The organism is Pseudomonas sp. ESBL9 (assembly GCF_036668715.1).
Classification (GTDB): domain Bacteria; phylum Pseudomonadota; class Gammaproteobacteria; order Pseudomonadales; family Pseudomonadaceae; genus Aquipseudomonas; species Aquipseudomonas lundensis.
In genome coordinates, this window is the sequence record NZ_JAZEVV010000001.1 from 1 (window position 1) to 13,712 (window position 13,712).

Genomic DNA, 13,712 nt, shown 5'->3' on the forward strand with positions numbered 1-13,712 from the left:
AGATAATTTAAGTTGGCTTTGATTGGAGAGTTAGGCAGTGGACGAAATTTGCTGACGAGTTAGTTATTGGCTCAGCGAAGTTACACCGGCGCCTATGACATCGACCAGGACCCGCTATGGACCCATACCCCGCAAGTGCAGCCGACCACACCGGCCAAATCGCCTGAAGCGCCCAGTACAGGGCGTGGGGAGAAATCAAAGAACAACGCTCGGAATGGGCACAGCAGAAAAGCCTGACCAATCCGATCATGTTTCAGGGCCAATACCTCGATCACGAAACAGGGCTGCACTACAATCGGTACAGGTACTATGATCCACGGGTCGGGCGGTTTGTCAGCAAAGACCCGATCAGCTATGCGGGTGGGCTGAATCTTTATGCGTATGCGCCGAATCCGCTGGGGCTTCAAAATGAAACTCTCCCACTCGGTAGTGAAAAAATCCGTTTGTAACATCAAGAGCTGCCCGACGTTAAGCGATGAGACAAGCACGAATACCAACTAGCCAGCAACCGATAAGTCCATCTAAAAACAACTCAGGATGGGAGTATCGTTATGAAACCCCTCAACCGGGTGGGGGTAAGGGATTAGCTTCTGTACAACAACAAACAATGGACGTTAGCCACCCCGATCAACCCCACTGGGAAGCCGGGAAAGTGAAGCTTGATGACGACGGAAACCCAAGAATGAGTAGGCACGGGCGGCCGCAAATTCGTAACGGTAAAGGAAAGGCCTTCGACATAAAGGAGTGCTGCAAATGAATATCGACCCTTACAAAAAAGAGCTGTTATATAGAAAGGCTCAAGAGAAAAAAATACTAAGCGCATTTGAAAAAAATTAGCGGACTTTTTTTGGATCGCCACCTGCAAAAGTTACAGATTAAATCTGTCAGAAACAGATCGAATTGTAAATTTTATTAGATCATTGCACGTGACTCCATGCATAGAAAAGTCTTACACCTCTCTTGGTGACTGCTTTGGTTTTGTTTCGGCTGAAATTGAACAAAGAGAATTCTACGTGCTGGTTGATGAGGACTGGGAATACTGTGGAGCAGTATTGGTGGGCTCTGGGGCGATTACGTTCAGGATTCAGGCGAATGCCTGTATGAATGCTCATTCAAAAGATATATGAGGCCGAATATTTGAGCGCTATTACTTCTTGAGCTCAAACAGGTTAAAGATACTGCCAGACATCTATTTAACAATGCCGGACGGTGATCGACTTATAAGCCATCAGAGTGGGTTGCAAGCCAAGAAAGTGCATGGCTCCTTAAGTGGTCTCGGGGAAAATTCCGGAACCGCAAAAAACTTACCAAAAAACAGAAAAGTCCGATAATAATGAAGCTTCAAAAAGAAAAAATATATGACGCTGCTTACAATATGATTGAAAACTTCATAGATGCGTTTAATAAGAAAAAATATACTAAGCTCGAGACCGAATTTGGTATGACCCCGGCTATATATAATGAGGCGCGCGAATACCTAGATGACTATTTTGATACTGACCAATACCTGCTGAAGCCCCCCCCAAAAAAAACCACTTCCCCGCATCTTCTAGAACCTAACCTTTTAGATATCTACGGTGCCGATGAAGAAACTGATTATTGGAGAATAAATTGCAGGCTGTTTAGCGAGCAGGGTGAAGAGGAGGTCTCAGCAAACTTTGATTTTTTCTATAATAAAGGAGAATTTAAACTTAAATATCTATATACAGCATCCTGATATGCTTGATTGAAATATGCTAATAGCTTGCCTTAGATATGCCGCCGAGTACGACGGTGTGGTTACCGACAATCACCCCTCTACACTAATTTACACGGCAGTTGAAGGCGGATTTTTCTCACGGTACAGCCATTCACATCAGCGCTCTTTAACAAGTAAATATCACCCTCCATGGCCCAGCGTCGCCAATGCAAGCGCGTCGTATATTGATCACGCCATGCTTGGCTTCTGTCTACGCTTCACGCTAACCAAAGGAATGCATAGAGCAGCACGAATACAACGTGCTCAACCAACGCATCGCCACCACCCGCCCGGATGGCCACGCAGTGAGCTGGCTGAGCTACGGCAGCGGCCACCTGCACGGGCCTGACCGCTCGGCAGGCCCGCTCATTGATCACGCGTTTCAGCTGACCGGCGGGTAATCAGGCACGCTGTCCGGCCACGGGCTGAGGACTTCGAAGCCGTTATCGGTCACGGCCACCATGTGCTCCCATTGGGCGGACAATGAATGGTCCTTGGTCACCACGGTCCACTGATCGGCCAGGGTTTTTACGTGACGTTTGCCTGCGTTGAGCATCGGCTCGATGGTGAAAATCATGCCCGACTTCAATTTCATGCCTTGGCCCGGGAAGCCGTAATGCAGCACTTGCGGCTCATCGTGGTACACCTTGCCGATGCCATGGCCGCAGTATTCGCGCACCACGCTGTAGCCTTCTTTCTCGGCCAGGGATTGAATGGCATGCCCGATGTCGCCCAGGGTCGCTCCGGGGCGGACGACGCGAATACCGGCGCACATGGCGTCGTAAGTGGTTTTCACCAAGCGCCGCGCTTCAGGGCTCGGCTCACCCACAAAGTACATGCGGCTGGTGTCGCCGTACCAGCCGTCCTTGACCACGGCGATGTCGATATTGACGATGTCGCCGTCTTTCAACGGGGTGGCTGTCGGGATGCCATGGCACACGACGTCGTTCACCGAGGTGCAGACTGTTTTCGGGAAGCCGTGATAACCCACGTTGCCGGGGATGGCCTTCTGCACATTGACGATGTAGTCGTGGCAGAGCTTGTCCAGTTGGTCTGTGGTCACGCCGGGTTTAACGTGTTCCGCGATCATGGCCAGGACTTCGGCGGCCAGCATGCCGGCCAATTTGGACTGAGCGATTTGCGCCGGGCTGTTGATGACGACGTGGTTTCTCATTGATCGGCCTGCGATACGGTTTCGAGGGGGGAAGCGTTGAGTGCGAGTTCGCTCAGGGACTTGAGGTCCAGACCGCCCGTCAGTTCGGCGCGAATCAGCAACCGGCAGATGTGGTTGTGGTCCAGGTCAGGGTGCAGCTCGCTCAGCATGCCGATGCGCATCCAGTGTTCGGCTTGCGCGTTGATGGAGCGGCTCAGCGCGTTGCTCGCGAGCCGCAGGTTTTCGTGCATGGGGTCTGAAATTTTTACGATGCCCATTGATACGCTCAATATGAAATGCATATGAAACGTATATTAAGCGATTGTTCTGGCGAAACGGAAGGCCGGATGTCGCCTTTGCACTCGGTGGGTGGCCCTTGCCGCTGGTGTGAAACGGGGCAAGGGCGCGCAGGTGTTTACGTTTTGGAGAGGTGCACGCGGGTTACGCGCCGTTCTTCAACGTCGGTGACGATCAGGTGCCAGCCCTCCCATTGAATCCGGTCGCCTTTGATCGGCAAGCGGTCTAGCAGGCTCATGACCATCCCCGCCACCGTGTGATAGTCGTCCGTGCCGTGGGCCGGGAACCCGGTGCGCTCACGTACCTGACTCAGGTTCAACGCGCCGCTGACGGCGAATCCGTCGTCCAGTACGTCGATGTCAGGCCCGTCAATTTCGCTGGCATCGGGTAACTCACCCGCAATGGACTCCAAAATGTCGGTCATGGTCAAAATGCCGAGGAAGTCCCCGAATTCATTGATCACAAACGCAATGTGGGTCGATTCCTTGCGCATCTGCTCCAGGGCGTTAAGGATCGTGAAGCTGTCCAGCAAGTTGATGGTTTTACGCGCCATGGCCTCCAGATTCGGCTGATTGCCCGCAAGCAACTCCTTGAGCAGTTCTTTCTTGTGAATGAACCCCAGCGGCTCATCAATTCGCCCTTCACGAATGAGCGGCAAACGGGAGTAAGACGAGTGCATCAGGGTCGTGCGAATGGTTTCGGGCGTATCCGCCAGATCGATGTGATCGATTTGGGCGCGAGGCGTCATCACGGTGCGTATAGGGCGTTCAGCCAACTGCAGCACGCCGCTGATCATGATGCGTTCGCGACGGTGAAACACCTCTTTGGTCTCGCCGCCTTCAAGCAGATCGGCAATTTCCTCGTCCACTTCATCTGCTTCCAGCTTGCGTCCGCTCAACAGCCGCATGACCGCATGCGCCGTCCGCTCTCGCATCGGGCGAAGGCCTTGCACACTTTTTTTGCGACGGGCCCGTGCGATCTGATTGAACAATTCGATGAGGATCGAGAAGCCAATCGCGGCATACAAATACCCTTTGGGGATATGGAAGCCCAGGCCTTCGGCCGTGAGGCTGAAGCCGATCATCATCAGGAAGCCCAGGCACAGCATGATGACCGTCGGGTGGCTATTGACGAAGCGGGTCAGCGGCTTGCTGGCCAGCATCATCAGGCCGATGGAGAACACCACGGCAATCATCATGACCGACAAGTGCTCCACCATGCCCACTGCTGTGATCACGGCGTCCAGTGAAAACACCGCATCCAGCACGACGATCTGCGCCACGATTGGCCAGAACAGTGCGTAGGTCGTGTTCGAGGTGCGTTCAGAGACATGGCCTTCCAGCCGTTCATGCAACTCCATCGTGGCTTTGAACAGCAGGAACAGGCCACCGAATAACATGATCAGGTCGCGGCCCGAGAACACTTTGCCGAACACTTCGAACAGCGGCTCGGTGAGCGTCACCATCCACGAGATACTGGCCAACAGGCCCAGTCGCATGATCAGCGCCAGCGACAAGCCGATCACGCGTGCCCGGTCGCGCTGCTCAGGCGGCAGTTTGTCCGCCAGAATCGCGATAAACACCAGGTTATCGATGCCCAGCACCAGCTCCAGCACGATCAGCGTCAACAGGCCCAGCCAGGCCGTCGGATCTGCAATCCATTCCATAGGAATCAGTAAACCTCTTGTTCAAGACAGGAAACGACAGGCCGGGCGACCACAGACGCGCTGACGCACGAACGCAGCGTGGGTGTCAGGGGTAGGGCAGGGACTGAAACAATGAGCGAGCACCGAGCGGAAGCGATGCCGGGAGATGAGGTGAAGCGGTGCACGTGAAGGGGCGTTGCGAGCGCCAAGAAGCGACTGGGAGGCTCCAGAAGGGTGTTCATATAAACCTTGCGTCAATGAGGGAGGGCAAGACTACAGCGATCCAGGCTTTTTCGGTCAGCCGGAGTTATTACAAAATTTGACGGGATAGCCTTGCGGGTGGGGTGAGGAACCGGCGCGGGCTGCGGGCGAACAAAACCCTCGAGGCGCCGGCCCCAAGGGTTTTGACAGGGCGGCGAACCTCAGCGCAACAGGTTGACCTTGGCCAGGTCGATCAACTCCCGCGCACGGCCGTCCATCACCGTTTTGAGCATGAACAGGCTAAAACCTTTGGCCTGCTCAAAAGTTTTGGTCGGCGGCATGACCAGTTCCTGACGGGCGCTGACCACATCCACCAACACCGGCCCCGGGTGGCTGAAGGCTTCGCGCAGCGCGGCTTCCAGTTGCGAAGGGTGTTCCACACGGATGCCCTTGACACCCATGGCCTCGGCCATTGCGGCGAAGTTCGGGTTTTTCAGGTCGCAGCCCACGTCGGGATACCCGGCCGCTTTCATTTCCATCTCGACAAAGCCCAGCGTGCCGTTATTCAGTACGATGACTTTGATAGGCAAACCCACCTGATTGAGCGTCAGAAAGTCGCCCATCATCATGGTGAAACCACCGTCGCCCGACATTGACACCACTTGCCGGTGCGCGAACGCCGCCTGTGCGCCAATCGCTTGCAACATGGCGTTGGCCATGGAGCCGTGGTTGAACGAGCCGACCAGACGCCGCTTGCCGTTCATTTTCAAATAGCGCGCTGCCCAAGCGGTGGGCGTGCCGACGTCGCAGGTGAAAATCGCGTCGTCATCCGCCAGCTCGCTGACCAGTCGATTGAGGTATTGAGGGTGAATGATGTCGCTGTTCGGTCCGCTTTCGGCCAGTGCATCGAGGTCTTCACGGGATTTTTTGTAGTCCTTGAGTGCCGCCTCCAAGTGCGCGCTGTCGGCGTTTTGTCTGATGCTGGGCAACACGGCCTGCAAGGTCAGCTTGACGTCACCGAGCAATCCCAGCTGCAACGGGCAACGGTTGCCCAGTGCTTCGGGACGCATGTCGATTTGCGCAATATTGCCGTGCTCCGGGTAGAACTGGCGGTATGGAAAGTTGGTGCCCAGCATCAGCAAGGTGTCGCAGTTCATCATCGCTTTGTAACCGGATGCAAAGCCGATCAAGCCCGTCATGCCGACGTCATACGGGTTGTCGTATTCGATGTGTTCCTTGCCGCGCAATGCATGCACGATCGGCGCTTTGAGGCGTTCGGCCAAGGCCAGGATCTCGGTATGTGCCCCGGCGCACCCTGCGCCGCACAGTAATGTCACGTTGCGCCCGTCGTTAAGGAAGGAGGCCAACTGATCGATTTCGGTGTCGGCGGGGCGAATCAGTGGCATGGTGGGCTTGAGCCAGTTGGGCACCTTGGCTTGCGTGGTTTGCAGGGCGACATCCCCCGGGATCACCACCACCGCCACGCCGCGCTTGGCGATGGCCATGCGCATGGCGCGTTCCAGAATCTGCGGCAACTGCTCGGGGTGCGACACCAGCTCCACGTAATGGCTGCACTCTTTGAACAGGCTTTCGGGGTGGGTGGCCTGGAAGTAATCAATGCCGATTTCGCTGCTGGGGATATGCGCGGCCAGCGCCAGCACCGGTACGCCGCTGCGGTGGGCGTCGAACAGGCCGTTGATCAAATGCAGGTTGCCGGGGCCGCAACTGCCGGCGCACACCGCCAGCTCACCGGTCAAATGCGCCTCGGCACCGGCGGCAAAGGCAGCGGCCTCTTCGTTGCGCATGTGAATCCACTCAATCTGTTCCTGACGGCGCAGCGAGTCAGTAAAGCCATTCAACGAGTCACCTACCACGCCAAACACGCGTTTGACGCCTGCCTCTTGCAGCGTTTCGGTAATGAAATCAGCAACCGTTCGGGACATGGGAGAGGCTCCTTGAAGTAAGAAAACAGACGGCCTGAGACAGGCGATTAACCCGTTCCCAAGCAGGTTAGACACTGGATCCGACCTTGCGCCTGGCGCAGTCGTTCGATGAAAAGATGTTCATCAGCGCAAGGCGTGCGGCATCGCATCGCTATCAGGTGCGTTCAAATGTTTAGCGGTTGGCCACTCAAAGGTTGATAAGTCTGTATTTAAGCGGGCTGCGGCGCATGGGAGGCTGCGTGTTCTTTTTCGGCAATGGTTTCAGGTATGAGGCTTGGCCTTGTAGAGATTCAACGCGTGAAGCTGTCAGGCATTTACGCGCCTGCAGGACGGCCGCTTCGAGGTTATCTTCCCTGCGCCACCCTTGATCGGTGTGATCTGCCGTGCGAACTGGCGTTTTGGGCCTTGTTTCACTGCCGTCATGCGCGCCCCCCGGATACCCCTTGTGTTGGCTGATGTTGATCAACCGCGCATTTGCGCGCCTGTCTGATACGCCTATACGAGTCTTCCCATGAGTGCCACGACCCTGTTTGCGCCGTTACAAGAAGCGTTGGATTTTCTGCAATCGCACCCGCATATCGAGATGTTTGAGTTGTTCATCCTTGACAACAACGGCGTGCCCCGCGGCAAGTTGCTGCACCGCGATGAACTGTTGGCGGTTTATGAAAGCGGCCGGCCGCTGCCGAGCACCATTCTGGGCCTGAGCATCAATGGCGACGATGTGGAAAATACCGGGCTGGTCTGGGACGTGGGCGACATCGACTGCCGCGCCTACCCGTTGAGTGGCAGCCTGCAGCCCATGCCGTGGCGCCAGATACCGATGGCAGCGGTGCAAGTCAGCATGCACCCCGAGCAAGGCATGCCCGCCACCGTGGCCGACCCACGTCATCTGCTGGTCAAGGTGATCGACGGGCTAAACGCCGACGGCTATTACCCGGTGATGGCGGCGGAGCTGGAGTTTTACTTGCTCGACCAAAAGCGCGACAGCCAGGGCCGGCCGCAACCGGCGCGTGATGCCGACGGCCAGCGACCGCGTGCGACGCAGGTCTACGGGTTGCGTGAACTGGAGCAAATCGAGCCGTTTCTGGCCGATCTGTACAGCGCCTGCAGACTGCAAGGCATTCCGGCGCGCACCGCCATTTCCGAATACGCACCGGGGCAAGTGGAAATCACCCTTGAACACCGCGCCGACGCGTTGCAGGCCATGGACGAAGCGGTGCGCTACAAGCGACTGGTCAAGGGCGTGGCGCACAAGCACGGGATGGCTGCGTGTTTTATGGCCAAGCCGTTTGACGATCTGGCCGGGACGGGCATGCACATGCACGTCAGCCTGGCCGACAAGGACGGCAACAACCTGTTCGCCAGTGAAGCGCCCGAAGGCACGCCGTTGCTCAAACAGGCGGTGGGCGGCATGCTCAGCACGCTGCTCGACTCACTGCTGATGTTTTGCCCGAATGCCAACTCTTATCGACGTTTTCAGAGCAACAGCTACGCGCCGCTGGCCGCGACGTGGGGCGTGGACAATCGCACGGTGAGCCTGCGGGTGCCGGGCGGCCCGGCTTTTTCGCGGCATATCGAGCACCGGATTTGCGGCGCCGATGCCAATCCTTATTTGGCCGCAGCGGCCATTCTGGCCGGTATCCATCGCGGTATTCGAGAGCAGCGTGATCCGGGCGCTCCGGTCCAAGGCAATGGTTACGCACAGGCCGCCGAGCAACTGCCCACCGACTGGTTGACGACCTTGCGTGCCTTGGAACGCTCCGACTGGGCCAAAGAAGCGTTCGGCCCTGCGTTTGTGAAGGTATACCTGGCGGTCAAAAACGCGGAATACCGCCAATTCATGGGCGAAGTGGGCGAGCAGGACTGGCGCTGGTATTTGCAGCACGCGTGAGCTTGCCGCGACAGGGTGGGGTGATCGGGCGCAATGGACCTGTCACCCCGGCCACGGGGCCACGGGGCCACCGTCCACGGCGACTGGGCCATGGATGGCTAAACGCCTTGTTCCTGTGAGGGCAGGCGTTTAACCGCCACGAAGGTTTTCATCCTTTCCTGACAATTTTTTCACTGCTGGCCCGCTAACCTCCTTGGCGAATAACTTCATACACAAGAGTTCGCGGGCCATGTCATCGCAGCCACCTTCCACCATTGAGCTTGAATTCGCTGAACGCTATGACCGCGAGCATGCTCAGGTATGCCGGGAAGTACGGCCCGAAGGTGTGCTCCGGCGTCTGGCCATGTGGCGGGAGCAGTCGCTGATTCGGCGCGCGCTCAAAGTGGCGGGCGAGCCAGGGCTGGTGCTGGACCTGGCGTGCGGTGCCGGGCGTTTCTGGCCGTTGTTGGCCGAGCATGGCAACCGGGTGATTCTGGCCGCCGATCCGTCTCAGGGCATGCTCGATCACGCCAGAACCCACCATTCGACGGGCTTGCTGGCGCGTGTCACCTTGTTTAAAAGCTCGGTGTTTACCATCGATATGCCTGAAAACGCCGTGGACTGCATTTTTTGCATGCAGCTGTTTCACCATGTGCGTGACAGCGAGCACCGTCTGGCGATCTTGCGCGAATTGCACCGGGTCAGCCGTGACACGTTGATCCTGTCGCTGTTTATCAAACCCTCGCAGAACCCGCAGCGCATCTGGGTGACCAAGAACGCAATCGAAGCCCAGTTTTCACAGGCGGGCTTCAGCGTACTCAAACAATACGATGTGTTGCCCGGCCACACGGCGGGCAGCATTTTCGTGTTGCGCAAAGGCAGTTAATTCAACGCCTCTAAAAGCGCATGAGCCAATTTCACCCGGGCTTCGTTCGGGTAATTTTTGTTCGCAAGAATGACCACGGCCTGCTTTTTGGCGGGCACGAACGCGATGTAGCCACCGAAGCCATTGGTGGAGCCGGTCTTATTGATCCAGCTGTCGGCGCGTGGGGCCAGTGGTGGATTCAAGGCCTCAACCGGTTGAGTGTCGTAGGCCATGGCGTTCGAGTTGCCCTCGACCAGTGCAGCCAATGTGACCGGTAAGGGGTATTGCTCCCACACCAGGTCCTGGGTCATGGGCCCGGCCCGGAAGTAACCGGTGTGAGTGGTGTCCAGGGCGCGGCGAAGGGGTGTGCTGACCTGGCCAAGGCCTGCATTCAGCTCGGCGAAATGGATCAGGTCGCGCGCCGAGGTTTTCAGGCCGTAGGCTTCGTCCGCCAATACGCCTGCCCCTAAACGTACGGGCGCATCCTCTTTGTTGTACCCCTGAGCGTAGCGGTGCATCTCGCTGTCAGGGATCTGCAGATAGCTGCTTTTCATCCCCAATGCCGGCAGCAAATGGTCTTGCATGGCCTCGGTGTAGGGCATGTTCATGCGTTTGGCGGCGATCACCCCCAGCATGCCGATGCTGGGGTTGGCATAGCTGCGCTGGGTGCCCTGCGGGTACGTCGGTTGCCAGGCCTTGAGGTAGGCCATGAGTTGTGTATCGTTTTGAACATCATCGGGCACCTGCAACGGGAATCCGCCAGCCGTGTGAGTGGCCAGCCCGATCAGCGTCACGTTGCCGAACGGGGTGTTGCGTAATTCGGGCAGGTACGTACTCACCGTCTTAGTGAGTGACAGTTGCCCATTGGCTTGAGCGTAAGTGGCCAGGGTCGCGGTCAGGGTTTTGCTGATGGAACCCACCTCGAACAGCGTGTCGGAGGTCACTTTGGTGGCTGTCATTTTTGAAGCGACACCGAAGTTATAGAAATGCTGTTGACCTTCGACGCTGATGGCGATGGCCAGGCCGGGCACGTTGTACTGTTGCATCACCGCTTGGGCGGCGTCTCGCACAGTGCTGTCGAGGCTCGCGGACACGGCGGGCATGCTCATGGCGCACAAACCCGACAGTAAAAGAGTAGATACGGTGTGTTTTAACGGCTGGCGCATGAGGGCGTCCTTCTTGTCTCTGTGGAAAAAGGGCAGGTTGAGTCGGATGCAGCGTGCGGCCTTGTCACCGAATGTTTCTTGATGACGGAGCAGCGATGCGTTTCATCACAGGTGTGAGCGTGCAGGCACGCTGTTCGAGGCGTGAGCTGGGTGAAAATACACATTTAACGGGGGCGTGTGTTGAAGGTGGAAGCCTGAATTTATGTAGGTTTTTTCGTCGACAAGTTTGTCAGTCAATCGCCGGAAATGCCTGATGCCGATATATACTGCGCGCCATTCTTCAAGGGAGAGCCGTGTGGCCATCGATATTCACTGGATTCGCGACAACGATAGCCTCGGCCAACATTGCGCCCAATGGCAGCATTTGCCGTTTGTAGCCCTCGACACCGAATTCATGCGGGTCGACACCTTTTACCCCATTGCCGGCTTGATTCAGATCGGCGACGGGGAGCGGGCTTACCTGATTGACCCGCTGACCATCGACAACTGGCAGCCGCTGGCGGCCCTGCTGGAAAACCCGGCCGTGGTCAAAGTGCTGCACGCGTGCAGCGAGGACCTTGAGGTGCTGTTGCGCTTGACCGGCAGCTTGCCCGCGCCATTGTTTGACACCCAGTTGGCAGCCGCCTACCTGAACCTGGGGTTCTCGATGGGCTATTCGCGTCTGGTCAAGGAAGTGCTCGACCTGGACCTGCCCAAAGGCGAAACCCGCTCTGATTGGCTGCAACGTCCACTGTCCGAAACGCAGATCAGCTACGCCGCCGAAGATGCCCAGCATCTGGCTGAAGTGTATGTGCTGTTGCGTCCGCGGTTGTCGCCCGAAAAGTACAACTGGGTGCTCGAAGACGGTGCTGAGCTGGTCGCCAACTTGCGCCGCGAAGTGGACCCGAACGAGGTGTACCGCGAGGCCAAGCTGGCGTGGAAGTTGTCCCGCGATCAGTTGGCGGTCTTGCGTGAAATCTGCGCCTGGCGTGAGCGTGAAGCCCGCGCCCGTGACCTGCCGCGCAACCGGATCGTGCGTGAACATGCGTTGTGGCCATTGGCCAAAACCCAGCCCGACAACCTGGTCTCGCTGGCGCGCATCGAAGACATGCACCCGCGCACTGTGCGTCAGGACGGCGAGTTTTTACTCGACTTGATCAAGCGTGCAGGCAGCCTGCCACCTGAGCATTGGCCGCCTGCCGTGCCCGAGCCGTTGCCGGTAGAAGCCGCGGCGCTGATCAAACGTCTGCGGGCGGTGGGCCAGGTGTATGCCGAACAACTGAACATGGCGCCCGAGCTGATGCTGCGCAAGAAAACCCTGGAAGCGCTGGTCAAGAGCGGCTTCCCCAATGGGCCTTATCAATTACCGGACTCACTGCGCGGATGGCGCCGTGAGCTGATGGGTCAGGCGCTGCTCGACAGCCTGGCCACTGCTGGAGAACCGTCTTGAAACGTATTTGCTCTATTTACCGCAGCACCAAGCGCAACGAAATGTACTTGTACGTGCTCAAGGCCGATGCTCTGGAGCGCGTGCCGGAGCCTTTGATGGCGGCATTTGGCAAAGCCATTCACGCGTTCGATCTGGTGCTGACCCCCGAGCGCAAGCTGTCGCGCGAAGACATCGCCGTGGTGCTGGAGAACCTTGAGAAACAGGGTTATCACCTGCAGATGCCACCGGCCGAAGACGAATACATCGAGCACTTGCCTGAAGAGCTGTTGCGTCGCAACGACCCGATGTAACGACCTGATCCGGGTGCCCGGCAAAGGGCACCTGTCCTGAGTGGATTCAATTGCATTGGCGGTGCCCCCATTCGACGCGTTAACCCGCGACGGCGGCCGCTGGCAGCGTTTTAAAAAGGTTACGAGCATGCGCGTTCTGATTGCCGAACATGACCACCCCCTTTACACACGCCTGCTGCAAGCGGCCGCGCCTGAACTGGAGGTGTTGACCAGTGGCGACTCGGCGCAGCTGTCGCGTCTGGCGGCCGATTGCCCGGTATGGCTGGGCCAGCCTGATCTGCTGGCCACGCTGATGCGTCAGGGGCATCAGCCACAATGGCTGCAATCGACCTGGGCGGGCATTACGCCGCTGTTGGCCGGCGGCTTGCAGCGCAACTACCGCCTGACCCGTGCCGTGGGTATTTTCGGTCAGGTCATGGCCGAATACGTGCTGACGTACATCCTCGGTCACGAGCGTGAAGTCATGGCGCGGCTGGTCAGTCAGGTGGAGCGCAAATGGGATAACCGCATGGGCCAGAGCCTGGTCGGGCGCAAGGTGCTGATCGTCGGCGCCGGCGACATTGGCCAGACCGTGGCGCAGTTTCTGCAACCGTTTGGCGTGGAGCTGTATGCCATCGCCCGTACCGCCCGTGAGCAGGCGCCCTTCAAGGAAGTCGGCACGCTGGACGATCTGCCGCGCCTGGTGGGGGCGGTGGATTACGTGGTGAACTTGTTGCCCAACACGCCGGACACCCACGACCTGTACGATGCCGAACTGTTTGCACAATTCAACCCGACCGGGGTGTTCATCAATGCCGGGCGTGGCGTCGCCGTGGTGGATGCGGACTTGGTTGAAGCGTTGCGGGTCGGCCATATTGCCGCCGCCGTGATTGACGTGTGCCGGCAGGAGCCATTGCCCGCGAAGCATCCGTTCTGGACCGCCTGGGGCCTGTTGTTGACCGGTCACAGTTCGGCGCCGACGTCACCGTCGTTGATGGTGCAACTGTTTGTCGACAACCTGCGTGCGTTTCAGGCGGGGCAGCCGATGCGTGGCGAAGTGGATTTCGCACGCGGCTATTAACAAGACTGGGGTCGCTGCCGGACAACGCGAGGCTGCGAGCTTTCAAGGGTCAGGT

The 13,712-nt window shown here is 57.8% G+C and carries 13 protein-coding genes; 8 read left to right on the top strand and 5 right to left on the bottom strand.

What is annotated here, in order from left to right; all coding sequences use genetic code 11:
• Nucleotides 1-233: 233 nt before the first annotated feature.
• From V6F78_RS00005 to V6F78_RS00015, 3 genes are all read left to right on the top strand, one after another.
• Complete coding sequence (locus V6F78_RS00005) at nt 234-449, top strand: RHS repeat-associated core domain-containing protein (protein WP_421666740.1); 216 nt, start codon at nt 234-236, stop codon at nt 447-449.
• Nucleotides 450-1,333: 884 nt separating this feature from the next.
• Nucleotides 1,334-1,717 carry a hypothetical protein gene (locus V6F78_RS00010; protein WP_047292650.1) on the top strand — a complete coding sequence of 128 codons (384 nt, stop codon included), beginning with the start codon at nt 1,334-1,336 and terminating at the stop codon, nt 1,715-1,717.
• Nucleotides 1,718-1,998: 281 nt separating this feature from the next.
• Nucleotides 1,999-2,139 carry a hypothetical protein gene (locus V6F78_RS00015; RefSeq protein ID WP_157315208.1) on the top strand — a complete coding sequence of 47 codons (141 nt, stop codon included), beginning with the start codon at nt 1,999-2,001 and terminating at the stop codon, nt 2,137-2,139.
• On the opposite strand, the gene map is transcribed toward V6F78_RS00015, so the two are convergent.
• From map to poxB, 4 genes are all read right to left on the bottom strand, one after another.
• The gene (gene map / locus V6F78_RS00020; RefSeq protein ID WP_094991506.1) at nt 2,121-2,912 is read right to left on the bottom strand and encodes a type I methionyl aminopeptidase; all 792 of its coding nucleotides are present in this window, start codon (nt 2,910-2,912) and stop codon (nt 2,121-2,123) included. The genes V6F78_RS00015 and map overlap by 19 nt on opposite strands.
• Nucleotides 2,909-3,169, bottom strand: coding sequence for a ParD-like family protein (locus tag V6F78_RS00025; protein WP_332726419.1), 261 nt, complete (start codon nt 3,167-3,169; stop codon nt 2,909-2,911). The genes map and V6F78_RS00025 overlap by 4 nt, the downstream gene beginning before the upstream one ends.
• A gap of 137 nt (nt 3,170-3,306) precedes the next feature.
• Nucleotides 3,307-4,854, bottom strand: a complete 1,548-nt coding sequence (locus tag V6F78_RS00030; RefSeq protein WP_047277817.1) for a TerC family protein — start codon at nt 4,852-4,854, stop codon at nt 3,307-3,309.
• Nucleotides 4,855-5,255: 401 nt separating this feature from the next.
• Entirely contained in the window at nt 5,256-6,977 is a 1,722-nt protein-coding gene (gene poxB / locus V6F78_RS00035) for a ubiquinone-dependent pyruvate dehydrogenase (RefSeq protein ID WP_332726420.1), read from the bottom strand.
• Between the two features lie 511 nt (nt 6,978-7,488).
• On the opposite strand from poxB, the gene V6F78_RS00040 reads away from it, so the two are divergent.
• Together V6F78_RS00040 and V6F78_RS00045 are read left to right on the top strand one after the other, a co-directional pair.
• A complete protein-coding gene (locus V6F78_RS00040; protein WP_169858814.1) occupies nt 7,489-8,868 on the top strand; it encodes a glutamine synthetase family protein in 1,380 nt (459 codons plus the stop codon).
• A 229-nt stretch (nt 8,869-9,097) separates the two neighbouring features.
• Nucleotides 9,098-9,733: a class I SAM-dependent methyltransferase gene (locus V6F78_RS00045; RefSeq protein ID WP_047292658.1), complete on the top strand. Its 636-nt coding sequence runs from the start codon at nt 9,098-9,100 to the stop codon at nt 9,731-9,733.
• Here the strand turns inward: V6F78_RS00045 and ampC are convergent.
• Complete coding sequence (ampC, locus tag V6F78_RS00050; RefSeq protein WP_047292660.1) at nt 9,730-10,878, bottom strand: class C beta-lactamase; 1,149 nt, start codon at nt 10,876-10,878, stop codon at nt 9,730-9,732. The genes V6F78_RS00045 and ampC overlap by 4 nt on opposite strands.
• Nucleotides 10,879-11,173: 295 nt before the next feature.
• On the opposite strand from ampC, the gene rnd reads away from it, so the two are divergent.
• The 3 genes from rnd to V6F78_RS00065 all read left to right on the top strand — a co-directional run bounded on the left by rnd (nt 11,174) and on the right by V6F78_RS00065 (nt 13,657).
• Nucleotides 11,174-12,307 (top strand): ribonuclease D, encoded by a 1,134-nt coding sequence (gene rnd / locus V6F78_RS00055; protein ID WP_047292661.1) that lies wholly within the window; start codon nt 11,174-11,176, stop codon nt 12,305-12,307.
• The gene (locus V6F78_RS00060) at nt 12,304-12,597 is read left to right on the top strand and encodes a YcgL domain-containing protein (RefSeq protein ID WP_047274112.1); all 294 of its coding nucleotides are present in this window, start codon (nt 12,304-12,306) and stop codon (nt 12,595-12,597) included. Before rnd ends, V6F78_RS00060 begins: the two co-directional genes overlap by 4 nt.
• 127 nt (nt 12,598-12,724) lie before the next feature.
• Nucleotides 12,725-13,657: a D-2-hydroxyacid dehydrogenase gene (locus tag V6F78_RS00065; RefSeq protein ID WP_048377675.1), complete on the top strand. Its 933-nt coding sequence runs from the start codon at nt 12,725-12,727 to the stop codon at nt 13,655-13,657.
• Nucleotides 13,658-13,712 lie beyond the last annotated feature (55 nt).